Here is a 25,624-nt window from a genome sequence, read left to right on the forward strand (position 1 = left end):
TTTAGCATGTCGGTAAAGAAACGCGGCTTGGGCCGGGGTCTGGATGCCTTACTTACGTCCAACAGAACCAGTAACACCACCACCGTAAGCAGCAGTGAATTACAACTGCTACCGGTAGAATTTCTGACACCGGGCAAATATCAACCACGCAAAGATATGTCACAGGAAGCGCTGGAAGATTTGGCCAGTTCTATTCGTGCCCAGGGCATTATTCAACCGATAGTGGTACGGCCGCTGGCGAAGGACAAGTTCGAGATCATCGCCGGCGAACGGCGTTGGCGTGCCAGCCAGCTGGCACAACTGTCTGAAGTGCCCTGTATTGTTAAAGATGTACCGGACGAAGCTGCCGTTGCCATTGCGCTGATTGAAAATATTCAACGCGAAGATTTAAACGCGATGGAAGAAGCGGTGGCGCTGGATCGGTTACTGACTGAATTTGCTCTGACCCACCAGCAGGTAGCCGATGCGGTGGGTAAATCCCGCGCTTCTGTCACCAATTTACTGCGGCTGAACCAGTTAAATGACGATGTTAAACTGTTGCTGGAGCATGGCGATATTGAAATGGGCCATGCCCGGGCGTTATTGGCATTAAAAGATAACGAGCAATCCGATGCGGCGCGTTTAGTGGCGGCAAAACAGCTTACGGTGCGCGAGACTGAGAATTTAGTCCGGCGGATCTTAGAACCCAAACCGGCTGTAGCAGAAAAACCGCGTGATCCGGATGTATTGGCGCTGGAGCAACGGTTAAGTGAGCGCTTTGCTGCACCGGTGCAAATCAGTTACAACAACAAAGGCAAAGGTAAGCTGGAAATAGCCTACAGCAGCCTGGATGAGTTAGACGGTATTATAAATAAGTTGAACGTTGCTGAGCATTAATGCACCAAAATGTACCAATTTTCTGTACCAGGCCTGTACTATCGCGGGGCAGCCGCCGCTTTTTGTTGCAAATTAAAGGCAGATAAGTATACTTTCGCAAGTTTTTCGACCCCCTTCACGGGCGATTTCAGGGGGACAAACAATGACTGAACAAAATGCGGCGTTGGCGCGCAAATCAGCTTATAAGCTGGTACTGTGCCAGCTTGCAGTAGCCGGGGTTATCGCACTGGCTTTTTTTTTAGCTGCCGATGCAGCAGCAGCCAAATCCGCTTTTAAAGGCGGCCTGGTTGCAGTAATACCAAATTGTGTATTTGTGTTTTTTGCGTTTCGTTTCAGTGCATTAAATAACGCAAATGCAGTACTGGCAGCCTTTATGCGGGGGCAGTCACTAAAACTAATATTAACCGCTGTGCTTTTAGCCGTCGTATTTACGCAGCAACAACCGGTACCAGAGATATTTTTAACCGGTTTTCTGCTTACGCTGTTAGCACAATGGACAGCACCGGTTTTTTTTAAACATTAACAATGGGATGAAACATGGCTGCAGGTGAAGAGTTAACTCTATCCAGCCATATTCAGCACCACCTTACTAACGCCAAAATGTGTACCGTTGATGGTAGCGTTGCATTTAATAAAGCGTGTAGTGAGGCCGGGTTCTGGACATGGCATGTCGATACATTAGCGTGGTCTATTGGCCTTGGTTTGTTGTTTCTGTGGATTTTCCGCAGTGCAGCAACAAAAGCCACTACCGGCGTTCCTGGTAAGTTTCAGTGCTTTATCGAAATGGTGGTCGAGCTGGTTGCCACTAACGTTAAAGATACTTATCACGGCAAAAGTAAATTAATCGCACCACTGGCACTGACTATCTTTGTCTGGGTGTTCCTGATGAACCTGATGGACTTAATCCCGGTGGATTTCCTGCCCGCCTTTGCCGGCGTAGTCGGCGAACAGGCCTTTGGCATGGACTCGCACGATGTGTACATGAAAATTGTACCCACCACTGATATTAACCTGACGGCCGCACTGGCCATCGGTGTGTTTATTCTGATGATCGGCTATTCCATTCGCATTAAAGGCGTATTGGGCTTTATTAAAGAATTGACGCTGCACCCGTTCAGCAGCAAAAACGTACCACTGCAAATTATCCTGATCCCGGCCAACTTATTGCTGGAAACCATAGCCCTGGTGGCTAAGCCGTTCTCACTGGCATTGCGGTTATTCGGTAACCTGTATGCCGGCGAGATGATCTTTATCCTGATTGGTGCCGTGGGATTAGCGCAGTTACCACTGCACTTTGTCTGGGCAGTATTCCATATTCTGGTAATAGTGCTGCAGGCGTTTGTATTTATGATGCTGACCATTGTTTACTTAAGCATGGCCAGTTCAGATAACCACTGATTTTTTTAAACTTTAACTTTAACTATTGAAATATCGGAGAAAAAAATGGAACTAGTATTAGGTCTTAAATTAATCGCAGTTGCTTTGTTAATCGGTTTTGGTGCTATCGGTACTGCACTGGGTTTCGGTAACATGGGCGGTAAGTTTTTAGAAGCTTGTGCGCGTCAACCGGAACTGGCCCCTTCACTGCAAGTTAAAATGTTCATCCTGGCAGGTCTGATCGATGCCGTTGCGATGATTGGCGTTGGTATCGCCATGTACATGTTGTTCGCAATGTAATTGAAGGTTTGTGTTATTCCGAACAACTGTTAACTAAGGAGGAGCGGTCGTGAATTTAAACGCCACTCTGATCGGCGAATTAATCGCATTTGCGGTGTTCGTGCTGTTCTGTATGAAATTTGTATGGCCGCCGCTGATCAATGCGATCGAAGCGCGCCAGAAAAAAATTGCTGATGGTTTAGCGGCCTCTGATCGGGCAGAAAAAGACCTGGCATTAGCGCAGGACAAAGCCAAAGATCAGTTAAAAGACGCTAAAGCACAAGCAGCAGACATTATTGAGCAAGCGAAAAAACGCGAAGCCAAGATGCTGGATGAAGCCGTGCACAAAGCCAACGCTGAACGTGAAAACATTCTGGCGATTGGCAGAGCAGAATTAGAAGCCGAGCGTAATCGTTTACGTGAAGAGCTGCGCAAACAAGTTGCTGCATTAGCGGTAGCCGGCGCAGAGAAAATTCTGCAACGTTCTATTGATGAAGCTGCTCACAGCGACATTCTGGAAAAACTGGTTCAAGAACTGTAATGAGGATGAGCTATGTCTGATTTGACTAATATTGCTCGTCCTTACGCCAAAGCGGCCTTTGATTTTGCTGTAGAGCAAAACGCACTGGACGCCTGGCTGCAGATGTTGGCCTTTGCTGCAGAAGTGGCAAAGAATGACCAGGTTGGCGCTTATTTGGGCGCCAACGGCGCTGCTGACAAGCAGGCCGGTCTGTTTATTCAGGTATGTGGTGAGCAACTCAATGAGCACGGCCAGAACTTTATTAAAGTGATGGCAGAAAATCATCGCTTGTTGGCGTTGCCTGAAGTGTTAGCTGCCTATGTTGGGCTTAAAGCAGAGTTTGAAAAGGAAATCGACGTTACTGTGGTTTCTGCTACCAAGCTTTCCAAAGCACAACAAGACAAGCTGGCCACGGCATTATCGCAACGTTTGGCACGCAAAGTTAAATTGAACTGTAGCGAAGATCCTGCAGTGGTTGGCGGTATGCTGATCAAAGCAGGTGACATGGTAATTGATGGCTCGATCCGCGGTAAGCTGGATCGTTTAGCAACTGCGCTGCAGTCGTAATTGGGGAACAGAGAATGCAACTGAATTCCACTGAAATATCAGAACTGATCAAAAGTCGTATTGCTCAGTTTGAAGTGGTCAGTGAAGCTCGTAACGAAGGTACTATCGTTCAGGTAACAGACGGTATTATTCGTATCAATGGCCTTGCAGATTGTATGCAGGGCGAGATGATTGAGCTTCCTGGCAATCGCTACGCTATCGCGCTGAACTTAGAGCGCAACTCAGTTGGTGCTGTAGTTATGGGCCCGTACGCGGACTTAACCGAAGGCACTAAAGTAAAAAGCACCGGCCGTATCTTAGAAGTTCCGGTTGGCCCGGCGTTATTAGGCCGTGTGGTTAACACCTTAGGTGCACCTATCGACGGTAAAGGCCCGATTGAAGCCGCTGGCTTTGAGCCGGTAGAAAAAATCGCACCAGGTGTTATCGACCGTCAATCGGTAGATCAGCCAATGCAAACCGGTTATAAGTCGGTTGATGCGATGATCCCTATCGGCCGTGGTCAGCGTGAATTGCTGATCGGTGACCGTCAGACCGGTAAAACGGCGCTGGCGATTGATGCCATCATCAACCAGAAAGGCACCGGCGTTAAATGTATCTATGTTGCTATTGGTCAGAAAGCTTCTACCATCGCTAACGTAGTACGTAAGCTGGAAGAGCACGGCGCCCTGGCCCACACTATCGTAGTAGTGGCTTCTGCGTCTGAAGCGGCGGCACTGCAGTTCCTGGCGCCATACTCTGGCTGTACCATGGGCGAATACTTCCGTGACCGCGGTGAAGATGCGCTGATTGTATACGATGATTTGTCTAAGCAAGCTGTGGCTTACCGTCAAATCTCGTTGCTGTTACGCCGTCCACCAGGCCGTGAAGCTTACCCGGGTGACGTATTCTATCTTCACTCACGTCTGTTGGAGCGCGCATCACGCGTTAACGCTGACTACGTAGCACGTTTAACTAACGGCGAAGTAACAGGCAAAACCGGTTCTTTAACCGCGCTGCCTATTATTGAAACTCAGGCCGGTGACGTATCTGCGTTCGTACCTACTAACGTAATCTCGATTACTGATGGTCAGATCTTCTTAGAAACTGACTTATTTAACGCCGGTATCCGTCCTGCGGTGAACGCCGGTATTTCGGTATCGCGGGTAGGTGGTGCAGCACAAACCAAGATTATCAAGAAATTAGGTGGTGGTATTCGTCTGGCATTAGCCCAGTACTCAGAGCTGGCAGCGTTCGCGCAGTTCGCCTCTGATCTTGACGAAGCAACCCGCGCCCAGTTAGAGCACGGCCAAAAGGTTACTGAGCTGATGAAACAGTTACAGTACAGCCCGATGTCTGTTGCCGAAATGGGTGTGTCTATTTTCGCTATCGAAAAAGGCTTTATGAAAGACGTCGACGTAGCCAAGATCCTGGATTTTGAAGCTGCCCTGATCGCGTTCATGAAAGCAGAGCACGCTGAGCTGATGGCTGATATCGATAAAACCGGTAACTACAACGACCAAATCGAGTCTACGTTCAAAGCTGCCATTGAGAAATTCAAGGCAACGCAGACCTGGTAATCAATGCGGGTGGTTCGCCACCCCATTCGTTGAATGAATCGGAGATACAGTCATGGCCGGTGGTAAAGAGATAAAAAGTAAGATCGGGAGTATTAACAATACTCGCAAGATCACCAGTGCTATGGAAAAGGTTGCGGTCAGCAAAATGCGCAAAGCGCAGGACCGCGTAGCTGCAACTCGCCCATACGCTGAAGGTATGCGCAAAGTGATTGGTAACGTTGCCAATGGCAGCCTGGAATACCGCCATCCGTATTTAGCGGAGCGTGAGGTAAAACGGGTTGGCTATATTGTCATTTCTACTGATCGTGGTCTTTGCGGTGGCCTGAATACCAACGAGTTTAAGAAAGTTGCCCTGGAGCTGAAAAGCTGGAAGGACAAAGGTGTTGATGCGCAGTTTGCCGTTATCGGTAACAAAGCCACCGCCTTCTTCAAGCGTTTCGGTGGTAAGGTAGTCGCGCAACAGGCGGGTTCAGGTGACGTACCACGTTTGGCTGATGTGATCGGTTCGGTAAAAGTGATGCTGCAAGCATTTAACGAAGGCCGGATTGACCGCTTATTCCTGGTGTACAACAAGTTTGTCAACACCATGAAGCAAGAGCCAGTGATCGATCAACTCTTACCTTTGCCAAAAGCAGATATTGAGCAAAAAGCACATAACTGGGATTACCTGTATGAACCGGATCCACAACCTATCATCGATATGTTATTGGACCGCTTCGTAGAATCGCAAGTTTATCAGGGCGTGGTAGAGAACTCTGCCAGTGAGCACGCGGCGCGGATGGTAGCCATGAAGGCTGCAACCGACAACGCCGGTAACCTGATGGACGACCTGAAGCTGGTGTACAACAAAGCACGTCAGGCCGCGATTACCCAGGAGCTTAGCGAGATCGTCGCAGGTGCGGCAGCTGTAGGCTAAGGTAAACAGTTTTGAGAAATTTGAGGAAACATCATGAGTCAAGGTAAGGTCGTCCAAATCATTGGCGCCGTTGTGGATATCGATTTTCCACAAGATGCGGTACCTGGTATCTATGACGCGTTAAACGTGACTGACGGTGATCTGGCTGGTTTAGTGCTGGAAGTGCAGCAGCAGCTGGGTGGCGGTACAGTGCGTACTATCGCATTAGGTACAACAGACGGTTTACGTCGCGGCGCTGCCGTGACCAACACCGGTAAAGCAATTCACGTTCCGGTTGGCAAAGCCACACTGGGTCGTATTATGAACGTACTTGGCGAGCCAATCGACGAAGCAGGCCCTATCGGTGAAGAAGAGCGTATGCCTATTCACCGTGCCGCGCCAAGCTACGAAGATCAGGCCGCGTCTAACGCCCTGTTGGAAACCGGTATCAAGGTTATCGACCTGGTATGCCCGTTTGCTAAAGGTGGTAAAGTTGGTCTGTTCGGTGGTGCCGGTGTAGGTAAAACCGTAAACATGATGGAACTGATCCGTAACATCGCTATCGAGCACAGCGGCTACTCAGTATTCGCCGGTGTAGGTGAGCGTACCCGTGAAGGTAACGACTTCTATCACGAGATGAAAGACTCTAACGTACTGGATAAAGTATCGTTAGTGTACGGTCAGATGAACGAGCCGCCAGGCAACCGTCTGCGCGTAGCGTTAACCGGCTTAACCATGGCGGAAAAATTCCGTGATGAAGGCCGTGACGTTCTGTTCTTCGTTGATAACATTTACCGTTATACGCTGGCTGGTACTGAAGTGTCTGCACTTCTGGGTCGTATGCCATCAGCGGTAGGTTACCAGCCAACGCTGGCAGAAGAGATGGGCGCCCTGCAAGAGCGTATCACTTCTACCAAGACCGGTTCTATCACGTCAATCCAGGCCGTATACGTACCTGCGGATGACTTAACTGACCCGTCACCAGCTACCACGTTCTCGCACTTAGACGCGACCGTAGTACTGAGCCGTAACATTGCTTCATTGGGTATTTACCCGGCAATCGACCCACTGGATTCAACTTCTCGTCAGTTAGATCCACTGGTTATCGGTAAAGAGCATTATGAAGTGGCCCGTGGCGTACAGTCTGTACTACAGCGTTACAAAGAGCTGAAAGACATTATCGCAATTCTGGGTATGGACGAGCTGTCTGATGAAGACCGCACTACTGTATACCGGGCGCGTAAAATTCAGCGTTTCCTGTCACAGCCATTCTTCGTTGCTGAAGTATTCACCGGCTCACCAGGTAAATACGTACCGCTGAAAGAAACTATCCGTGGCTTTAAAGGCATTCTGGATGGCGAATTCGACCATATGCCAGAGCAAGCGTTCTACATGGTTGGTTCTATCGACGAAGCGATCGAAAAAGCGAAGAAACTGTAAGTTCAGGCTTTAGGAGAGCGGAGATGGCGATGACAGTGCAACTGGATGTAGTAAGTGCCGAAGAGAAAATTTTCTCCGGCCTTGTCGAATCCGTGCAGGTCACAGGCAGTGAGGGCGAGTTAGGTATTTTACCTTTCCACGCCCCGTTACTGACCACCCTGAAACCTGGCATGGTCCGTATCGTGAAACAATTTGGCGAAGAACACGTGATATACGTAGCCGGCGGTGTACTTGAAGTACAACCCGATACCATCACCGTACTGGCCGATGTCGCGGTACGCGGCGAAGACTTAGACGAACAAGCCGCTTTAGACGCACAAAAACGTGCCGAAGAAGCGATGCAACACGCTGGCGCAGACTTCAACTATGCTGAAGCTGCGGCGCAACTGGCCGAAGCCATTGCACAGCTGCGCATTATTCAAAAAATGCGCAAGAAATAAGTTCGGGTTCCGAAATATAAAAAGCCACCTTAGGGTGGCTTTTTTATTGGCTGTTGTCCGCAGTTCAGCAAAACTTCACCCTGGCCCTGTAATCTGCGGCGTTATCTATTAGAATAACGGCACTATCGAGAAGAAGCATGATTACAGGGATTCTTTTATGGCATTAAATGTAGTGATTCTGGCGGCCGGTAAAGGCACAAGGATGAAATCTGATTTACCCAAAGTACTGCACAAGGTAGCCGAGCGGCCAATGGTACAGCATGTTATCGATACCGCCCGTGCCTTAGGCTCAGTGAAACCACAGTTGGTCTATGGTTACGGTGCCGATGCGCTAAAAGCTGGTCTGGGCGATCAGCCATTGCATTGGGTATTACAGGCTGAGCAGCTGGGTACCGGCCATGCAGTAGCGCAGGCTATTCCGAATATCGCCGATGATGACACAGTATTAGTGTTATACGGCGATGTGCCGTTAACGCGTCTAGACACCTTACAGCAGTTACTGGCGGTAAAACCGGCCAATGGCCTGGCTATTTTAACGGTCAATTTGGCCAACCCCACCGGCTATGGCCGTATCGTGCGCGATGGCATAGACAATAGCGGTAAAGTAACCGGCATTGTCGAGCAAAAAGATGCCACGCCGGAGCAGTTGCAAATTACTGAAGTTAACAGCGGTATTATGGCGCTGCCCGGTAAACAGTTAAAAAGCTGGCTGGGCCGGTTATCCAATAGCAATGCCCAGGGCGAGTATTACTTAACCGATGTTATCGCTATGGCACATAGTGAAGGCGTCGAGATTGCTACCGCTCAGCCACAAAACCCGATGGAAGTAGAAGGCGCCAATAACCGTGTACAGTTAGCGGCGCTGGAGCGGGCTTATCAACAGCGTAAAGCTGAACAGCTGATGCTCTCTGGCGCCAATCTGCGTGACCCGGCACGGGTTGATATTCGCGGCAGCGTTGAAGTGGGCAATGATGTAATGATCGACATCAACGTCATTTTTGAAGGCAAGGTCGTACTGGGTAAAGGCGTAACTATCGGTGCCAACTGTATATTAAAAGACTGCATTATCGGCGATAACACTGAGATTAAACCCAATTCAATGATTGAAAAGGCTACAGTCGGCAGCGATTGTTCGGTAGGTCCTTATGCCCGTCTGCGGCCGGATAGCGTAATGCTGGATGACAGCCATGTCGGTAACTTTGTTGAAATGAAAAAAACCACCTTGGGTAAAGGCTCTAAAGCCAACCACTTAACTTACCTCGGTGATGCGGTAATTGGCGACAAAGTTAATGTCGGCGCCGGTACCATCACCTGTAACTATGATGGTGCGAATAAGTTTGTTACTACTATTAAAGACGGGGCCTTTATCGGCTCGAACAGTGCCTTAGTCGCACCGGTTACGGTAGGCGTTAATGCCACTGTGGGGGCCGGCTCGGTACTAACCCGCGATGCTGCCGATGGCGAACTGGTAGTAGCCCGTGCCAAACAGCGGCATATCAGCGATTGGCAACGGCCGGTAAAAATTAAAAAGTGAGTTAAAAAAACAGCCCGCATTTGCGGGCTGTTTTATATCAGCAATACTGAGGGATTTCGGTTGCAACTCCCGCTTTGGCTCGGGACTGGGCTGTGATCAAATTAGAAAAAATTTATATAATGATCCATTAATTTGTGTGAGTCTTCCAGGTATCCTACCCATTTTTTTTCCATTTATATCGTGTCTCATCGTCAGAGTAACATTTCTTCTGAAGAAGCTGTCAGAAATGACAGTTTCAGGCGAATTATTTTTTTTGTACTATCAAGACACATCATGGTTGAATTGTTTTTTATATAATAAACTTTTCTAAGTGAAGTTTATTAACAATAATTTAACTGGGATCGCATTGATTATAATGTGGTGCTTGGATTTGATGCTTACTATTGTTTTTAAGTAAGATTGATTGTTCTGTGTGTTATGTTGGTGCTTTAATTATAATTGTATGCAATGTTATCATTTAAGTAGATTTTAATGATTGTTTAATTTGGCAAAAGATAAATATGGAAAATAATATATGTCAAATCAAAAGAAAATTGAGATTAATGTAAACCCGAGTGAAGATCTGGATTTTGGCGTACTGGAAGCTACTGATGCCACCGCAGTTGAGGCTTTAGATGAGCTTGACAAAATAGTGGGCGGCTCTCTGAGCCCTGATGAAATTTACATTGAGTTGGATGACTATATTACGAGCAGATCGTTTCTTTAATCACACGAGAGCGGTTTAATGCGAAGTCACTTAACAGATGGCGGAGACGCGGCTTAGTGCATGATTTTTGCGTGCTTTTAAAGCTGTTATTTCACCACAACGACAGAATCAGGGCATGCCTGAGTTTATACGACAGCTCTCCTAACCGACCACAGAACCTCCTTCCGATGGTAGTTGCCATTCTGCAATTGCCGTAACTGTTAAGGGCAAAAAATGACGCCCTGCAGAGATGAATTTATAAAAAGTTAATACTTCAAACTATTGAGTTCATACGTAGGGGTATCTTAAGGTGATACGTATGATAAAGTTGTCGTTATTGTATCCATTCAATTTAAATGTTCTGTCGCTTCCCCTCCCATTTTAATTTTATATCGTTATAGGGTAATGTTTTTGGTGGCTGTCAGAATTTACAGTTTTCTATTCTGTATTATTTGACTAGTATTCAGTTACCTCATTTAAATGTAAGGCATTATAAAAACGTCTTAAGTTTATGAGGCTTCAGTTTTATGTTCCTGAAAGGTGCGGTTTCGAACAATAACTGATAGCAAACTTGCTGGCTCTTAGTAGATTGAACTCATACTTTTTGATGAATCGAAAAATGGTCAATACATGAGAGAACAGTGAATCAATATACATTTAAAATGTTAAAAATAATTAAGGAAATTAAATTATGTCAAATGAAAAAACAATCGATACCAATGTAAGCCTGAATGAAGCAGTGGATTTTGACGTGCTGGAAGCCAGTGAGGCCACCGCAGTTGAAGAAATGGGTGCTTCTTCCACCATTTCTGCAGGCTCTACTTGCAGTGGCGTGCAACAGCCTCAGTGATTTGATGCGGAAACTATGAGCGGCCGGATTTCGGTCGCTCATTTTTTAGAGTAATCAATATGTTGACAAAATATTATAAGTTGCGGCCTGACGTTTTTATTCAAAGGGCTCCCGGTAAACTGCGCTTTAAGCGGCAAGAAGAGAACTTCATTGTCAATCTGAACGACAGGTTTATTGACATTGTGTTGGATTTTTTTGAACAGGCTGATGGAAAAAAGAGCCTGGAGCAACTGTTGTCAACTTATAACGGGCCCGCTCAAGCCAGTCTTAACCGGATGAGCCAATTCTTGCTGAGCAAAGATCTGGCATTTTTCCAGTCTGATAGACAAAAAATACCGTCAGCAAGTTTGGTGATGGTGGAAAACTATCTGAATCAACACTTCACCGACAGCCAAGCTGCTTACGAAGCTTTTGCAAGCCGGCACTTTCTGCTGGTAGCAAGCGATATTCCGTTGTTTAGTCTTGTCCGGACAATGGCTGATTATGGAGCCAGGCACCTTGAGTTTGTAAATGTCAATAAATGTCCATCCATTACTTCAGCACAGATACTTAAAGGTTTTCAGGAAAATAAAAAGGCTGCAGATGCCGACATACGTGAGGTGGCTTTGGATGATGCACAGGCGTTGGCAAGGTGTGATGTATTGGTGACCACGGATCGGCAGTTATACATACAGATCGATCGCTACTTCCAAAGCAATGCCGGAATGAAGTTGCCTGTTGTTTATCTGGTTGAAATCAATGCCGATCATGTTGTTGTCAGCAAGAGTCTTTCACAACATGAGTTGTTCCCCGGTGCAGCAAGCCGATCCCGTCAGTTGATCGCTGGTGCAGTGGCTGGGTCAATGATCTTTGATGACCTTACAGGAGTTCGGCCCATTGATAGCAAACATTATCTCTACTATGGCCTGGATGCGCATGGTTGCATAGAGAAAGGAGTGCATGTCAGTGTGCAAGGCTTGGACACACTGCAGGGGAATTCGTTACCGCTTTTTAATGTGCTTGAAGATATGCAAAGTCTGCTCAGGCAGCCTTTATTTCCTGTTTCTGCTTGCTGCAGTGTGATTCATGAGGTTGATCATCTGTACATTCAAGCCATACAAATAAAACAGCCTATGGGCTCGTTTCCATCCAGCACTACATTTTACGGTATTGGCTTTGACCAACAGCAAGCTTGCCGGGATGCTCTGGAGCACTTTATTCTAATAAGTAAGTGTTGGTTCAGTGACGATGTTCAAGGGCCAAGACTAGCTGAAAAACATCCTTTCACGGCAACGCAGTCATCATCTCTTGACCTTACCGGGTTAACGCTGAATCCCTTTTCAGAGCATATCGATAAGCAATCCGGGTTTCTTAAATTCTGTATTGCCCGAATATTCGGTGCGTCAGTGACGTTACGACAACATGGCTGCGATGAGCAACGTATTTTGGTTGCCTCAGTTGGCAGCGAGACGGTTTTCTGTCTGTGTCCGGATAACATTCCGGGGATAGTGCAACGCTTATTGCTGCGTCTGTACCTGAATCTTTGGTTGTCCCATACGCAGCCTGCTATGGCGCGAGCTAATGAAGTTGTTGCTGTGCCTCTGGTGGGAAACCGGGATCTGACCAATGAAAAATGACTTCATCATTCTTGCCGGGAAAATGTCTCTTGTTCATGGTTTCAAAATGAGTAAGGACCTACTGTTTCTCGACAGACTTGATGATGATCTGGACGAGACTAGCCTTGCTTGCAAGAAAGTTGCAGTGGTTGTTAATGAGGGGTATCTGCTGCTGGTGCCCATATTTAGCTTACCAAGGCAAACGCTGCAACGTATCAGCAGAATAAGCGACAGGATGAATGTGTACTCCTACCATGAATTGCAATGGTGTCTGGATGTTCGGTTGAAGATTTTGTTTGAGTATACCTTGTTGCAGTGCTTGGAGGACGCCGACAGCCAAACCACTTCAGCTGCTTTTGTCTATCTCTACAGTAACGGGATGTTCCGAAAGCTCTATTATCCGGCCGTACTGACTGAAGCAATGATGGTCGATAGATTCAATCTTAAGCAAAACCCACTGCAGCGCCTTTATAATCCAAAGGTAGAGACTATCGCTCAGTCCTTCGGACAGCATTCATTGGCCAATCTAGTGATATATTTTGATCAGGCTGGCAGTATGTGCTCCTGTTTTGATAGCCATTTGGACGTTGTAGGTATAGGTCGTGGCAGAGAGGCTCACAATCGTTTAATGGGGGCAATCTACGAATACCTTGAGCGTCGGGTAAGCGCAGAGTTGCCAGATACTCTTGTGTCCAGCACCCTTAACGACATGCCTGAATTTGCTATGGCACCGCACCAGCTGTTTGGCTCGCCGCCGGCTGACAACCCGGTATTATTTCCAGCTTACTCGCCAGGCAATCCTATCACTTGGCTAAAAGGCCGGGCTCTTTGTGGCGATCGAGATGTCTGGTTACCTGCGGCCATGGTTTGCTATTTGGATTCGCAACTGGAGAAGCTCTCATTTAACACGAACAGCAACGGTTGCGCGCTGGGTAACTCTCGTCGGGAAGCATCTTATTATGCGTTGCTGGAATTGATTGAGCGGGATGCGTTACTGCTTACTTGGTATACACAATCTTCCCCACCCAAGCTCCGGTTGGAGAGCATGGCAGATAGTAAACTCATAGATATAGAGCGACAATTTTTAAATTGTGGATACCGGTTACATCTGTTTGACATCACCACGGACATCGGTATTCCAGTTGTTTTATCGGTGCTTGAAGGATTGGCACCTGACAAAATGGCTGCTTTTTTTACCGCCGGAGCTCATCCGGATCCATCCGTGGCTTTGGATAATGCTGTCTCGGAAGCATATTCGCTGTTTTCTATGTGTGAGCAAAATTATCAGCGCTATCGCGATCAGGGTTCAATCCCCAATATCAGCAACATCCAGCAGTATTTTGAGTACGCCAGGCCGGAGAATAAGCCCAAACTTGAGTTTATTTTCGCTAACGGGAAAAACCAGACGATAGAGTCGTTTATCAGCCGTTACTCAGGCTGGCAGGGTATCGTTGACAGCTACGGTTATCTTATCAACCAACTGGAAAAACATGGCTACTATCCGGTTTGTGTGGAACATACTCCGGACTACTTGCGGGATTTGGGGTTGCACTGGGTACGTGGCTATGTACCGGGTTTGATCAATCTGGTGTTCGGTCAAAAACCAGTGTTTGTATGTGCAGACAGAGTTGCAAAAGCGGCCAGAAGTACAGGTTGGGTCCGTAATGTCCAGATAGGTTTCTATCCGGATTTGCATCCACTAGGGTAATCAATTATGAGCGAAACAAGTATGCTGGCTATCAACGAATTTACTTTCCGATACCTCTATCCACTGAGCAATGAGAGTAAATGGAGGGCTCTTGATGATATAGAACTCCAGTCGCAGTTTGCTCCCCATTACTTACCGGGCCAAGATACTGATATCAGCTCAGTGGTTTGCGCAGCCCTCAGTGGTGACGGCTGCCCGCAAGCTGGTTTTGTGGATCGGTTGCTTTACGCTCTATGTCGGACACACTTGCCCGGTTATATCACCACAGATGCAAGTTACGGTATGCATGCTGAATATCCATCTCCCCGTTCCTATTATCAACTGCAGTTTATTCTGGCTTGCTCAGATGGGCACAGCCTTAGTTACCAGCACATCGATCTTGATAACTGGATACTACGTGGGGTAGAAGCCGGAGATTCATCGATTGCAGGTGAGGAAGCTGGTACTTTTCTGTTGATAAAGACTAATTTCACAATTTATAACCAACTTTATAATCGCTTCCGCTATGGTTTATTTTGCCTGGAGCTGGGTCATTGCCTCCAGGCTCTAAATCGCAACCTGGTTGCTCAAGGCCTAAAGGCATCTCTGATATTTGACCAACAACAGTTTGTTATCAAGGTTGTAGATGCGCTTGGCCGCAATTCTGTTGCGTCAGTTGACATGTCACGCAGGACTTCGGGATTTTTCAACTATGGCCTGTTTCCAAAAAAGGTGGCGCCAGAGTTATTAGCCTTGCCAGAGATCGCTGGAATTATGGCGTCCTATCTACTTGATTTTGCAGCTATGTGTCCGCCAGATTTCCATCATAGACCCGGACTCAAGGCAATAGTGGAACACTGTGGTGATTACCCTTGTGGCATTTACCAATGGTGTGATAAAGCGTTTGAGCTGGAAAAGCCCGGTAGTTATATGTCCGATTTCCAACAAACCTACAACTATAACAATTTCTCTTTTATTCATAGTTCCTGTGTGCTGTTTTTTACCATCGATACTGAAGTCCTGAATAACAATCGGGGGACAGCGTTGTGCAATGTCATGCTAGGCGCTTTTTCTCAGCGCCTGATAGAGCATTTCACTGCTAAAGGCCTGTTCGCCAGACCATTTCGCAGTTATGACCAGTTCAAACTCGATAATATGTTGCATGACGCTGAAACAGAGGACCGGCGGATGACCTACTATGGTTTGTTGATTGGCAAGAATCGGGCTACTCAAAGTATAGGAGCCATCAAATGACATTACCTTACGTTGTTGTTCGGTCAAATAACCTCACTCTTTGTAATCTGGACGCGCTCACTCAATCAGCGGAAGTGTTTGAAATCATGAAACACTTAAAAACCGTTGTTATTGATGAGCAAGCTGCCAGGGAGACATTGATCGCCTCCTTGTATCAGATGGCGGGGGATCAGCATCCGGAATATCGCCTATGGCTATCTATTAAAGCGAAGCTAAGCCAGGGCAAGATTGATCAGGATTTTATTACACGCCATGGTCAAGCGATAACCAGGGTAGATGGCGGTCTTTGTTGGTTAGAGGTTTGGCATAAATTAGTGGCAGCAAGCACGACTTATCAACAAATTTTTGATAGGGCTATCAATAAATCCCGTCGAGCCATTGTCAATTTGGTTCAACAGGAATCCTTTCAAAAATCTATATCTTTCACCAGAGGCAATATTTCTGGAATAGTAAGACGTTATTGCAATCATCAAGGTAATTACAATAAAAGCTTTCTGAACGAAGAAGACACCATTCTTTGCTATCTCACCAGAGCTATTACTAAGGTTAGTCCCTTTTCCGGCTTTACCTCCGTAGGCTTCTCCAAAGTCGACGAAATGGGTGGTGATAAGTTGGTGCGGCATGCAGGTGTTGAAGACCGCTATTCTGTAGATCGCTCAGTATTTCAGAAGATATATGACCAACTGGTGTTAACTCAAAGGACATACTGGAACTACTGTTTTTCCAGCAACCTTTATAAGGTTGGTGATCAAGCGTATTGTTATAGTTTAGGAGATAACCGAAGTATCTACCCCTTCAGATCTTCATTGGTTAAATCTCGAATTCCAAACTTACCCATTGATATGCAACAGTTTTACACCTTTGATGAGTTGTGCAATTTACTGGGGCCAACTTTCCCTGCGAAGTTCGGGCCGCTGATAATTAATGGCATTTTGCAGTTTGATCCGAAACTTGATGATCAGTCTCCCGACATTATTCAGGACTTCAAAGACAAAATTCAATTGCTCAAGCTACGGGGGTTTAATTTTCCGGCCTTCGAAGAACAGCTGGAGAAAATCCATAGAGAGTTCCTGCAACTGCCTGAGATCCCGGTTAACCACATAAGCCTTAGTGTTGATAATCTAACTACACATATTCATGCTTTGGGCGAGCTGGTGGGGTACCGCTTAATCAAACAGACCGGTATTATTTATCACGACAGCATGCATCCGGTCATTGAGGGCATCCGCAGGCCTGTTGTAGATAAGTTTGCCATGCAGGTATCTGAGTTTATGGCTCACTACATCGGTATCAACTACGACTCAGGTATTTCTGCAAGTCTGATGCATAGCCTTCGTAATGCCATGTTGCCGGGCCAAAATTACAATCTTTTTGAATTCTACGATCTGGCTTCTGCACAGTTACGCCAAGGTACTGCGGATCCGCGCAAAAATGTCGGTAAGCTTTCCAAGTTGTTGGCGTTTTACGACTATCTATGGCAACACAAAGACACCGACTTATTGCAACTGCCGGATGTTGCGCCATCCGTGCAGGAACATACGATGTCTGCTTATGGTCATGTGGACGGTGAGCGTTTTATTCTTAATTGCGTGGATGGTGGTTATCTGCGGGTTTGGTCACGTTTCTTTACTTTTAATGAAGATAGTAAAGTGCTGGACGCTTGTGTGGATGCTTACGAAGACTCCCTTAAGGAAGCCTACGACTTCTATGACACTTTTGGCTTTAATACAGGGCGTCGCCCCCGCCTTGCTCAGCGTCGGATCTGGCTTGACAGAGCCCGGGACGGTAAGCCTGAAGACCTTACTTTGGAGACGTTGTACGTTAAGTGGCTGGCTGGAGACTCCAGGCCCCGGCTCTACAATAGCCAAGATCACAAGGAAGTAACGTTGAGGCACACGGCGCTGTTCGTTCCCCAGTTGTACCCTAAATTACTGGAAATCCTTATTCGTTTTTCCATGATGGAAAAACAGTCCTATTTTGCCCCCCGTTTTGGTATCTATGACATGGTGGTACAAAACACTCAGTTGCCTTGTGTCAAATTACCCAGGGTAGTGTACAAGGATATCGTGGTTTCACGTCGCCAATGGTGGCTGGATAAATCATTAATACCTGTTAAAAATGCCAGTGAAAGTTTACCTGATTATTTATTACGCTTGAATCAGTGGCGAAATGAATTAAGCATGCCTGCAAAGGTGTTTATCCGACGACATGCCAAAGACAAGGTATTGCAGCGGGACACTTCAAACAATAAAAAACCGCTGTTTGTCGACTTTCTTGCTCCTATTATGTGTCGTCCGCTATCTCGATGGTTGAACTCGGCTTACGACTATATTTCGTTTGAAGAGATGTTGCCTGACGCAAGTGATGATTTTATGCAGTCGGGTGGGCAGCGTTATGCCTCAGAAATTATTTTTGAAAAAATAGCTTAGGAATCGTTATGACTAAGGTTGAGCTAACGGATAAAAATATTCACAACAGCCTGATGAGATTCTCATTGCCGCTGTTATTCATATCTGCATTGGACTTTTTTGTGGTATTTATCGACCTCATCTGGCTGATGACTCTAACAGAGTATGAAGGCCTGGCTGCAGTACTGAAAGTTTCGATCAGTACTGTAGTGTTGGTTGAATCTTTGTTTGCCGGCATTCTCGGCGCTATCTACATTTTCGCTAACCAGTATTATGGTAAGGGAGATATGGATAAGGTCAGACATCTCTTATCTATAGGGTTTGGCTATTGTATCGCCTTGGGTGTGGTGGTTGCTTTTTTGGGAAGTTATATGGGGGATTACCTCATTGGCTTATTTCGGATTTCAGAATTACAAGCTGATATGACCAGCCGTTATCTGAGTATCTTCTGGTATGGCTATATTGTTGTGCTGCTGCATATATATACCGGCCTGATTATCAAGATGTCTGGTGACACAAAATTGATGGTGCAGCTAAAAGTGCTTGCCTTTGCCATCAACTTACTAATAACTCCGTTGTTCATTTATGTGGCAATTACTCTGCAATACGATCCCATCAAAGCTGCAGCTTTATCTACTGTTGTATCGCGTTTCATCAGCTTTGCCATAAGTCTCTACAAGATCCACAGCAGCAAGTTGTTCAGCTTCCCGTTAGGTTTGTCCATAGTGCCTAAACGTAAGCTGGTCGCTTGGAAGAAGATATTGCAGGTTGGTATATCGGAATCGTTTAATTCATTGTCATTGTCGTTGTCGTTCTTCCTGTTCTTCATTGTCGTCAGCTTTTATCAATCACACATACTGGAAACCGTCGTCATCGCCCAGTACATTACCGGTTTTTTTCAGACTTTGCTGCTTGGCGCAATGGGAGCCTTGATCCCTTTCGTCTCCCAAAATGCCGGGCAAAGATCCCATGTTAATGTGCGATTGGGAGTCGCTTGGATGGTAAAGCGTGCTTTCATCGTTGGCATAGTCTGCATGATACCTATTGTGCTTCTGGCGGGGCACTTAGCGGGATTGTTAACGAATAACCAAGAGATTATCAGCCATGTACAGCTTTATGTCGCAGTTACTGCTATTCCCTGGGTGTGTCTGTTAGCTTCTTTCGCCTATATTTTCGCTGTTATTGGTTTGGCTGACTCAAGGGGCATTTTGTGGATGACTCTTTGGTCCATGTACTTATCCACTCTTATTCCGCTTTTACTGGTGCAGTATCTCGTAGGCGATGACACCCTGCATGTGGCTTTGGCAATGGCGGGTTCGTATGTGGCTACTTTTATAGGCTGCTGGCTTTACTATTACCTGAGTTTTGAACGTAAGAGCAGCCTTTGGTCTTCCCCCCAACAGCAGCAATTAACCGTGCAGGAGCAAAATATATGAGATGTCTGGCAGCTGTATCTCAGGCCTTGCAAAGTGAGCTGAATGCTTGGCCATTACACCGTGTTGAGGTGGACGGCGTAGCCGCTACTATAGCTTTGTTGCCGCTGCCCGAACCTGACTTTGATGCTGGCTGTAACCAACATCAGGATGCAGTATTGGTGCGTGTGACAGCCTTTTCCCTGAACTACAGGGAAAAGTATCGGGTGCTTTCGCTTACGGAGACTCAAGATAAAACATACAGAGTGCTGGGTTCTGAGTTCGTTGGCATTGTCGAAGCTGTTGGTCACTGTGTGCAGCACCTTAAGGTGGGAGACCGGGTCATCGGAGATGGGTGCGTAGACCCCGGGCTTGATGCTCCGGGGCTAAGTTCCACCCGAGCTTCAGCTGAATTGCAGATTCTGCCGGCTCATAAGGTTGTCAGGATCAGTTCCGAAATGCCGGATGAAGTGGCAGCTGGTTTCAGTGTCGGAGCGCAAACAGCCTATTCCATGGTGAACCGACTGCCGTTGCAACCAGGGCAACATGTGTTGGTTACAGGAGCTACTTCTAATACCTCCCTGTTTGTGTTGAAGAAATTGCAGATGCTGGGAGTCAAGATCCATGCGCTTACCACAAATCCCGGCTCAATAGCACCATTACGCGCGATGCAATTGAATGGAGTGTGTTTGATTGACAAAGAACAGGACTTTGCAGAGCAATTCCAGGCTTATCTGTTTGAGCAAGGCTGTGCATATCTGGATCATGTGGTAGACCCTTTTTTTGATGTATATCTACCAAAGGTCCTGCCTTTTGTAAGACGTTTTGGCTTTTACGTTACATGTGGAGTGGCACGTCAGTCAGCTTTAGCCAAATTACACTCTTACAGCAGCGCAGGTTTGTCCATTGATCAGATTTTTAACCTACTGCTACGTAAAAGTATAACTTTGATTGGCAATAACCTCGGGACAGCTGCGGACTTGAGTCAGGCCTTGCAGGACTATGAAAATGAGACGCTTCGCGTCGATATTGCACAGATATTTGAGCATGACACTCAGCTGGGTGATTTCGTCCAAAGCAGCTTTTGCCACACTCAGCGCTTTGGCAAAGTTATATTCAAATACCAATAACTTAGGAAGCAGGTTATGAAGCACCTTAACGCTGTATTGTCTTTGGCTCTCGTTAGCTGCAGTAGCCATTCTGTTGTTGACAAAAAAGTACAAAATATCCAGATAGATAAAGGTACGGTATTTATTAGTGTCAGTGAGCAATTGCAGGAGGGGACTCATCAGATTACCACCAGACCTCAAGGAAGCTGTATACCCGAGGTAAAAATTGTCCAGCGTGGCAGCCTGACCGAAGTTGTTCATGTCAAAGAATGTTTTGGAAGAGGCTACAATCAGGGAACTTATTTTGATGTGTTGCTTGCCCCGGGGTATGCATACTCTATTTCGTTAAAAGCGGGTCAAATTATCGCTCCTGACATCCAGGGGGCTGACGGGATTCGGGATATTCACTCATCTGTCACAGTGGGCGGTATTCATGGTGGAACTGCAGAAGGCAAAGTCACTAGAACGCTGCTGCTGGGGGCCCGGGTTCACCTGCACAATCCGGAGGCAAGCCAAAATACGCAGCTTGCTTTACATGTCAATTACGGTGGCATTGATTTCCGTTTTTGAAGATTGGCTTAACATACTGGCACTGTGACCAACTGTTTTAGGAGATTTTATATGTGGCAGTCTTATCATTTTTTTGTGCATGATTTTCAATGCATGAATCATTGTTTAAAAACTGCTGCGACAGAATTGCCATCGACACTGCTCGGGCAGTTGTTTTTTATTCGTTACTGGCACGGAGGGCCTCATTTACGCTTCCGGTTGTGTCAAGGCGCCGATGCAAGTCCATTGTTACGTAATCTGCAGGAGTACTGGCGGCAACATGGCCAACAGCAGGTGTTGGATCCTGAAGAATATTACCGGCCTTATCGTAAGTACTTCGACGGTGAGCAGGGCAATATACTGTATGCTGCCGGCAGTATCGAAGCGATTGAATATCAACCTGAAACTGCGAGATATGGGGGCGTGCTGGGGGTGGCGTTGTGCGAGAGGTTTTTCTGCCGTGATTCGGCCCGTACTTTGCGGCAATTGTCTGTCAGCGATGTAGATAATGAACGAAAGATGTTTGCCATTAGCATGGCCTATGCAATGGTCGCCGGGCGTCTTGGTCTGAATGGTATGGCTTTGCTGGATGTTCCGGGGATTACCACTAAAGATGAATCCTCTCTGATAACCAAGAGGGTTAGCCAGCGGTTTTACGACAGCAAGGAAACTTACCACGGATATTATCAGCGCTTTGTTGATGGGTATCACCAAGATCAGTATCTAACAGGATTACAACAGGATTTGAGGGAACTTATCTATGGTCTTCAACAGGCTGGAGTTGGCGCTGTCGAAGATGTTCTGCACTCTCTGCTTCACATGAGCTTCAACCGTTTCGGTGTGCCTCCCTTTAAAGAGAGTACCATTAGGTACTTTGCCTATCTCACGTTATCACAATGGGGAGACAATAATGCGCTTAAAGCAGGTTGATATTTTTTACAGCGAAAACAATACATTTTTTTTCAGTGAGTTACTGAAGCCGATACAAGAGGTTTTTAACCAGAGCCAGTTTGATGGATGGTGCGTTTCCCGGGAGTGGGTCCATGGGCCGCACTTCAGATTGTTGCTGGACACTGAGAACTATTTTTATAGCGAAGCCTTATTGGGTAAGGCCATTGCGCTCATCGGTGCGTTTCTGGAGCGGCATCCTTCTTCGGATCCGGAGGTTGGTGAGTATCGTCAAAAGCAGCGAAAACTGATGGCGATCGAGAAAGTCGCGATGGACCCTGACCGGGTCGATGAGAACAATAAATATAGGGTAACAGATAGCTGTTTGTCAGAGCTGTCAGGACGTTACGAAAATCCGCAGCAATGGATAAGTATCTTCAGTGCCAATTGCCAACTGCGCTCCTTTATTATTGATATGGGTGAAAGCAAGGAACAAAGTCATCAGGAAAAATTGTTCAGTATTATGATGTTACTTGCGCTTGTATATAAACCGAAGATTAGTGATGAATCAGAATTCGGCGAGTTCAACGGTTTCTTATCATATTATTCAAACTACACCTTCTGGCATCACTCCCTGCCAGAAGCCACCCGGCAGAATATTAGTCAAACCTTTGAAGAGCGCTACCTGCAGGATTATAAGTACTTTGAGAATTGGTCAGACAGTTTGCTACGTAGATTAAAAAACTGTGATAGTTCACTGGGTCGGTTTGTCCCCTGGCTAAAAGCGCAGTTTCAGAGCTTTACCCAAATGGCCGTTGATAAAACGATTCATTACCGTTCACCTTATCCTATTGAACAGTTAGCAGATATCAGCAACGTATCGGATTTCCATCGAAAGTATTTTTACACAGAAAGTGGTCAGGGTAGCGTATTTCCAACAGATTTTAGCAGCTATCGCTGGTTGCTGAATATTGTCTATCGAATGTTACCAACCTTGAACTACACACCTTTAGACCGGCAGTATCATAACTACAGTTTGTCTCGCTTCGAAGTAGAAAGACGTCCCTTCATATATGCCCTCCGCGAAAGCTTGTACCGTTTCTAAGAGTCTAAGCTAGCCAGGAGTTCGATGCAGTCTGGTCTTGTATCCCTGGCAGTTGTTCTTACGGTTCTGCTTTTCACCAGCTGGTGCTTTTTGATTCAGGGCCCCGGCTTTTAATTCTGCAGGGTGAATTTTGCGTGCTTTCTATGTTGACATTATTCACCTCGCTAAATAATTGTACTCACCTAACAAAGTGTTCAAAAGAGTTGGTACGAATCAGATACCAGTATTATTTTTTAGTTTGCCAAGCCGCGAGGAACCTGGTACCACTTGTTAAGTACAGCCCGACTCTATCTGTTATATTTGCTGATGTGGATAACATAGTTGCCCTGTAAGTTTTAACAGGTAATAATGCTATTAAATTTATGTGGCCATTTTGGTGTATGACCAAAGTTATCTTAGGTGATTATGTTCTCGATACCAGCAGTAATTTGTTGTTTTCGGGCGACACAGAGTTAGAAGCCGAACCTAAAGTACTGGAGCTACTGGCTTACCTGTATTGGCATAGGGATCGCTATATCAGCCTGCAGGAATTGCACGGGCACGTTTGGGCTGGGCGTGTGGTTAGCGATACGGCTGTGAGAGGCACCATTAAGAAACTTCGCAATCTGCTTAACGATGCTGATATTGCCGAACCCAGGTACATCAAATCTCTCTCAAAACGTGGGTACAAACTGATTTGTCATGTAACCGATTTTGCCAGTGTGCCAATGGCAGATGCTATTATCTCTCCGGGATCTATAGCTGAGTCTGGCATGTTACAAGTGTCAGGAGGTTATGCTGAAGCGCTTAAGCAGCCTGATATTGTCGCGATTCGTCCCGGTAAATTTTTATTTCTGGCACTACTGCTATTTTCAGGCGCAGTTGTCATCTGGTTTGCACTACAGTGGCAACAAGATACCCCGTTATTTGATGAACCGCTTGTATCTGGCCAGTTTATTCCAACTATCGCGGGCGAAAAGCGCGGTTTGGCCGTATCCCCGGATGGAAGCTTTCTGGCATTTATAGGCCGGCAAAATCAGAGTGAGCCGTGGCAAATTTATTTGATGAATCGTCAGACCCGGGATATTCGTCTTTTGCCTGTGGCTACTCAGCAGCCGTCCAGGTTGGTGTTTGATGACAATCAATCACTTCTTGTTGTTGATCTGGTGGCGGGTAACTCCGCTATTTATCGTTTGCAACTGGATGAAACTATGCAGCTTGTGAGCGAAGCGGTAGTGGCAGGTTTTCCCCTTATATCTCATTTAGGCCCTGCAACCGAAAAAGGTGATTGGTTGATTAATGCCGCTGATGATGTACAAAGTGCCGTGAAGTTGTATCGTTGGCATGCCGGCTCTGATGAGTTACAGCTGTTACAGGCACGAAGTAGTGCTATAGAGCATATTTATCGCTCAGTATACTCACCCTCAGGTCGCTGGTTGGCCAGTGCTGTGATAATAAATGGTGTTGAATTTTGGCTGGAAGTTCAGGACGCTCAGTCAAAGCGTACCGTGTACACAGAGAGAACCGCTGGTCGGATTAACAGACTGGAGTGGTTCGGTGAAGAGTCGCTTATTACTCTTGATAAACAGGGGCTGGTTCTTGTTGAATTGGCGTCGAATAGCCAACAAGTAATCATGGAACACGGTGAAGCTGAAATAGAAGATTTTTCTCTTGTAGAGTCAGGACAGCGGCTACTGTTACTGCGAAATGAATATTTATCAGAACCGGTGTTTCAAGAGTTACTACTTGGTTCTGAAATATCGTTGAAAAGGCTGGTTAACGTGCCCCATGGCGTGCGGATGCTTAATTATGCCGAAACCGAACAGTGGTATTTTGGTGTAGTTCAACAGCAAAACAACCGGATGTTGGTGAAATACAATCAGCTGAGTGGTAGTAAAGAAGTTCTTTACAGCACCGATCAAAATATTGAGTTCCTGGAGCATCATCCGGAACAGAGCGCATTGTTGTTGCAAGTAGGGCAGCAACTAATGGTACTCAATCTAAAAAATAATTCGGTAGAGTTGGTATCATCTTCGCAGAGCTACCTTGATGGTCATGCCGGTTTTTCACTGGATGGAAATAGTGTTTATTTTGGCCAGCTAATTGCCGGTGTATGGGAGCTGCATCAATTTGATCGCGCAAGTCAGCGCAGCCGTCAGCGTGTACAGGGGTATCGCTCAGTACGGGAAACGCCAGAGGGGTTTATTGCCGCCACCGACCGGGGTACTTTGTATCAGCTGGATCACCAGTTTCGTCAGCCGAAATCTCTTGGATACAGTATTAACGCCGAATTTATCAGCCGTTGGTATGTTAAGCAGCAGAAGCTGATTTGGAGTGATTTCGATTTTGTATCAACTTGGTTAAACCAGTTGGATTTGGTCAGTGGCGAGTTTCACCAAAGCCGTTTTCCTTACGAAAAGATGTGGCCTCGTTTTGCTATCAACCAAAATGGCAGCCATGTGCTGGTCTATAGCCTGGGCTCACGTACCACTAATCTTAATGACGTTGATTTATCCGTTTACATTACTAAATAGTTATAAAATAAACACTGTAAAATTAGCTTATCGTTATTCCCTCATCTCTGCTTCTTAGTCAGTATCTGTGCTGAACATAAACAAA

At 46.3% G+C, this 25,624-nt stretch carries 23 protein-coding genes; all 23 read left to right on the forward strand.

The window, feature by feature from the left end; translation table 11 throughout:
• Positions 1-6: 6 nt before the first annotated feature.
• The gene (locus tag ACTZWV_RS17085) at positions 7-876 is read left to right on the forward strand and encodes a ParB/RepB/Spo0J family partition protein (RefSeq protein ID WP_444787693.1); all 870 of its coding nucleotides are present in this window, start codon (positions 7-9) and stop codon (positions 874-876) included.
• Between the two features lie 142 nt (positions 877-1,018).
• Positions 1,019-1,399 (forward strand): ATP synthase subunit I, encoded by a 381-nt coding sequence (locus ACTZWV_RS17090; protein WP_444787694.1) that lies wholly within the window; start codon positions 1,019-1,021, stop codon positions 1,397-1,399.
• A gap of 14 nt (positions 1,400-1,413) precedes the next feature.
• Positions 1,414-2,274: a F0F1 ATP synthase subunit A gene (gene atpB, locus ACTZWV_RS17095; RefSeq protein ID WP_305557400.1), complete on the forward strand. Its 861-nt coding sequence runs from the start codon at positions 1,414-1,416 to the stop codon at positions 2,272-2,274.
• Positions 2,275-2,319: 45 nt separating this feature from the next.
• Positions 2,320-2,553: a F0F1 ATP synthase subunit C gene (gene atpE, locus ACTZWV_RS17100; protein WP_008985017.1), complete on the forward strand. Its 234-nt coding sequence runs from the start codon at positions 2,320-2,322 to the stop codon at positions 2,551-2,553.
• A gap of 49 nt (positions 2,554-2,602) precedes the next feature.
• A complete protein-coding gene (atpF, locus tag ACTZWV_RS17105) occupies positions 2,603-3,073 on the forward strand; it encodes a F0F1 ATP synthase subunit B (RefSeq protein ID WP_240224873.1) in 471 nt (156 codons plus the stop codon).
• Between the two features lie 12 nt (positions 3,074-3,085).
• Positions 3,086-3,619 carry a F0F1 ATP synthase subunit delta gene (gene atpH / locus ACTZWV_RS17110; protein WP_444787695.1) on the forward strand — a complete coding sequence of 178 codons (534 nt, stop codon included), beginning with the start codon at positions 3,086-3,088 and terminating at the stop codon, positions 3,617-3,619.
• Between the two features lie 14 nt (positions 3,620-3,633).
• A complete protein-coding gene (gene atpA / locus ACTZWV_RS17115) occupies positions 3,634-5,175 on the forward strand; it encodes a F0F1 ATP synthase subunit alpha (protein ID WP_444787696.1) in 1,542 nt (513 codons plus the stop codon).
• A gap of 52 nt (positions 5,176-5,227) precedes the next feature.
• A complete protein-coding gene (atpG, locus tag ACTZWV_RS17120; RefSeq protein WP_444787697.1) occupies positions 5,228-6,091 on the forward strand; it encodes a F0F1 ATP synthase subunit gamma in 864 nt (287 codons plus the stop codon).
• A gap of 33 nt (positions 6,092-6,124) precedes the next feature.
• Complete coding sequence (gene atpD, locus ACTZWV_RS17125) at positions 6,125-7,510, forward strand: F0F1 ATP synthase subunit beta (RefSeq protein ID WP_444787698.1); 1,386 nt, start codon at positions 6,125-6,127, stop codon at positions 7,508-7,510.
• Positions 7,511-7,533: 23 nt separating this feature from the next.
• Entirely contained in the window at positions 7,534-7,950 is a 417-nt protein-coding gene (locus ACTZWV_RS17130; RefSeq protein WP_027670541.1) for a F0F1 ATP synthase subunit epsilon, read from the forward strand.
• A gap of 157 nt (positions 7,951-8,107) precedes the next feature.
• A complete protein-coding gene (gene glmU, locus ACTZWV_RS17135) occupies positions 8,108-9,484 on the forward strand; it encodes a bifunctional UDP-N-acetylglucosamine diphosphorylase/glucosamine-1-phosphate N-acetyltransferase GlmU (RefSeq protein WP_444787699.1) in 1,377 nt (458 codons plus the stop codon).
• 514 nt (positions 9,485-9,998) lie between these two features.
• On the forward strand, positions 9,999-10,190 hold the full coding sequence (locus tag ACTZWV_RS17140; protein WP_444787700.1) for a hypothetical protein: 192 nt from the start codon (positions 9,999-10,001) through the stop codon (positions 10,188-10,190).
• Between the two features lie 670 nt (positions 10,191-10,860).
• A complete protein-coding gene (locus ACTZWV_RS17145; RefSeq protein ID WP_444787701.1) occupies positions 10,861-11,019 on the forward strand; it encodes a thiopeptide-type bacteriocin in 159 nt (52 codons plus the stop codon).
• A 59-nt stretch (positions 11,020-11,078) separates the two neighbouring features.
• Positions 11,079-12,635 carry a hypothetical protein gene (locus ACTZWV_RS17150; protein ID WP_444787702.1) on the forward strand — a complete coding sequence of 519 codons (1,557 nt, stop codon included), beginning with the start codon at positions 11,079-11,081 and terminating at the stop codon, positions 12,633-12,635.
• Complete coding sequence (locus ACTZWV_RS17155) at positions 12,625-14,322, forward strand: YcaO-like family protein (protein WP_444787703.1); 1,698 nt, start codon at positions 12,625-12,627, stop codon at positions 14,320-14,322. Before ACTZWV_RS17150 ends, ACTZWV_RS17155 begins: the two co-directional genes overlap by 11 nt.
• Before the next feature lie 6 nt (positions 14,323-14,328).
• Positions 14,329-15,555 carry a hypothetical protein gene (locus ACTZWV_RS17160; protein ID WP_444787704.1) on the forward strand — a complete coding sequence of 409 codons (1,227 nt, stop codon included), beginning with the start codon at positions 14,329-14,331 and terminating at the stop codon, positions 15,553-15,555.
• Positions 15,552-17,984 carry a lantibiotic dehydratase gene (locus tag ACTZWV_RS17165; RefSeq protein WP_444787705.1) on the forward strand — a complete coding sequence of 811 codons (2,433 nt, stop codon included), beginning with the start codon at positions 15,552-15,554 and terminating at the stop codon, positions 17,982-17,984. Before ACTZWV_RS17160 ends, ACTZWV_RS17165 begins: the two co-directional genes overlap by 4 nt.
• Before the next feature lie 8 nt (positions 17,985-17,992).
• Positions 17,993-19,399 (forward strand): MATE family efflux transporter, encoded by a 1,407-nt coding sequence (locus tag ACTZWV_RS17170; protein ID WP_444787706.1) that lies wholly within the window; start codon positions 17,993-17,995, stop codon positions 19,397-19,399.
• Entirely contained in the window at positions 19,396-20,505 is a 1,110-nt protein-coding gene (locus tag ACTZWV_RS17175; protein ID WP_444787707.1) for a quinone oxidoreductase family protein, read from the forward strand. Before ACTZWV_RS17170 ends, ACTZWV_RS17175 begins: the two co-directional genes overlap by 4 nt.
• A 15-nt stretch (positions 20,506-20,520) precedes the next feature.
• The gene (locus tag ACTZWV_RS17180) at positions 20,521-21,054 is read left to right on the forward strand and encodes a hypothetical protein (RefSeq protein WP_444787708.1); all 534 of its coding nucleotides are present in this window, start codon (positions 20,521-20,523) and stop codon (positions 21,052-21,054) included.
• Between the two features lie 51 nt (positions 21,055-21,105).
• Positions 21,106-21,963 carry a thiopeptide-type bacteriocin biosynthesis protein gene (locus ACTZWV_RS17185; protein ID WP_444787709.1) on the forward strand — a complete coding sequence of 286 codons (858 nt, stop codon included), beginning with the start codon at positions 21,106-21,108 and terminating at the stop codon, positions 21,961-21,963.
• Positions 21,944-23,026 carry a hypothetical protein gene (locus ACTZWV_RS17190; RefSeq protein ID WP_444787710.1) on the forward strand — a complete coding sequence of 361 codons (1,083 nt, stop codon included), beginning with the start codon at positions 21,944-21,946 and terminating at the stop codon, positions 23,024-23,026. Before ACTZWV_RS17185 ends, ACTZWV_RS17190 begins: the two co-directional genes overlap by 20 nt.
• Before the next feature lie 380 nt (positions 23,027-23,406).
• Positions 23,407-25,539: a winged helix-turn-helix domain-containing protein gene (locus ACTZWV_RS17195; protein ID WP_444787711.1), complete on the forward strand. Its 2,133-nt coding sequence runs from the start codon at positions 23,407-23,409 to the stop codon at positions 25,537-25,539.
• The last annotated feature ends 85 nt before the right edge of the window (positions 25,540-25,624 follow it).

It is taken from the genome of Rheinheimera sp. NSM (genome assembly GCF_052380015.1).
In the GTDB taxonomy this organism is placed as follows: domain Bacteria; phylum Pseudomonadota; class Gammaproteobacteria; order Enterobacterales; family Alteromonadaceae; genus Alishewanella.

What these genes read in the sequence shown, in the direction of transcription:
- ACTZWV_RS17085 (WP_444787693.1), top strand. Translation starts at nt 7, where the DNA reads ATGTCGGTAAAGAAACGCGGCTTGGGCCGGGGTCTGGATGCCTTACTT.
- ACTZWV_RS17090 (WP_444787694.1), top strand. Translation starts at nt 1,019, where the DNA reads ATGACTGAACAAAATGCGGCGTTGGCGCGCAAATCAGCTTATAAGCTG.
- atpB (WP_305557400.1), top strand. Translation starts at nt 1,414, where the DNA reads ATGGCTGCAGGTGAAGAGTTAACTCTATCCAGCCATATTCAGCACCAC.
- atpE (WP_008985017.1), top strand. Translation starts at nt 2,320, where the DNA reads ATGGAACTAGTATTAGGTCTTAAATTAATCGCAGTTGCTTTGTTAATC.
- atpH (WP_444787695.1), top strand. Translation starts at nt 3,086, where the DNA reads ATGTCTGATTTGACTAATATTGCTCGTCCTTACGCCAAAGCGGCCTTT.
- atpA (WP_444787696.1), top strand. Translation starts at nt 3,634, where the DNA reads ATGCAACTGAATTCCACTGAAATATCAGAACTGATCAAAAGTCGTATT.
- atpG (WP_444787697.1), top strand. Translation starts at nt 5,228, where the DNA reads ATGGCCGGTGGTAAAGAGATAAAAAGTAAGATCGGGAGTATTAACAAT.
- atpD (WP_444787698.1), top strand. Translation starts at nt 6,125, where the DNA reads ATGAGTCAAGGTAAGGTCGTCCAAATCATTGGCGCCGTTGTGGATATC.
- ACTZWV_RS17130 (WP_027670541.1), top strand. Translation starts at nt 7,534, where the DNA reads ATGGCGATGACAGTGCAACTGGATGTAGTAAGTGCCGAAGAGAAAATT.
- glmU (WP_444787699.1), top strand. Translation starts at nt 8,108, where the DNA reads ATGGCATTAAATGTAGTGATTCTGGCGGCCGGTAAAGGCACAAGGATG.
- ACTZWV_RS17140 (WP_444787700.1), top strand. Translation starts at nt 9,999, where the DNA reads ATGTCAAATCAAAAGAAAATTGAGATTAATGTAAACCCGAGTGAAGAT.
- ACTZWV_RS17145 (WP_444787701.1), top strand. Translation starts at nt 10,861, where the DNA reads ATGTCAAATGAAAAAACAATCGATACCAATGTAAGCCTGAATGAAGCA.
- ACTZWV_RS17150 (WP_444787702.1), top strand. Translation starts at nt 11,079, where the DNA reads ATGTTGACAAAATATTATAAGTTGCGGCCTGACGTTTTTATTCAAAGG.
- ACTZWV_RS17155 (WP_444787703.1), top strand. Translation starts at nt 12,625, where the DNA reads ATGAAAAATGACTTCATCATTCTTGCCGGGAAAATGTCTCTTGTTCAT.
- ACTZWV_RS17160 (WP_444787704.1), top strand. Translation starts at nt 14,329, where the DNA reads ATGAGCGAAACAAGTATGCTGGCTATCAACGAATTTACTTTCCGATAC.
- ACTZWV_RS17165 (WP_444787705.1), top strand. Translation starts at nt 15,552, where the DNA reads ATGACATTACCTTACGTTGTTGTTCGGTCAAATAACCTCACTCTTTGT.
- ACTZWV_RS17170 (WP_444787706.1), top strand. Translation starts at nt 17,993, where the DNA reads ATGACTAAGGTTGAGCTAACGGATAAAAATATTCACAACAGCCTGATG.
- ACTZWV_RS17175 (WP_444787707.1), top strand. Translation starts at nt 19,396, where the DNA reads ATGAGATGTCTGGCAGCTGTATCTCAGGCCTTGCAAAGTGAGCTGAAT.
- ACTZWV_RS17180 (WP_444787708.1), top strand. Translation starts at nt 20,521, where the DNA reads ATGAAGCACCTTAACGCTGTATTGTCTTTGGCTCTCGTTAGCTGCAGT.
- ACTZWV_RS17185 (WP_444787709.1), top strand. Translation starts at nt 21,106, where the DNA reads ATGTGGCAGTCTTATCATTTTTTTGTGCATGATTTTCAATGCATGAAT.
- ACTZWV_RS17190 (WP_444787710.1), top strand. Translation starts at nt 21,944, where the DNA reads ATGCGCTTAAAGCAGGTTGATATTTTTTACAGCGAAAACAATACATTT.
- ACTZWV_RS17195 (WP_444787711.1), top strand. Translation starts at nt 23,407, where the DNA reads ATGACCAAAGTTATCTTAGGTGATTATGTTCTCGATACCAGCAGTAAT.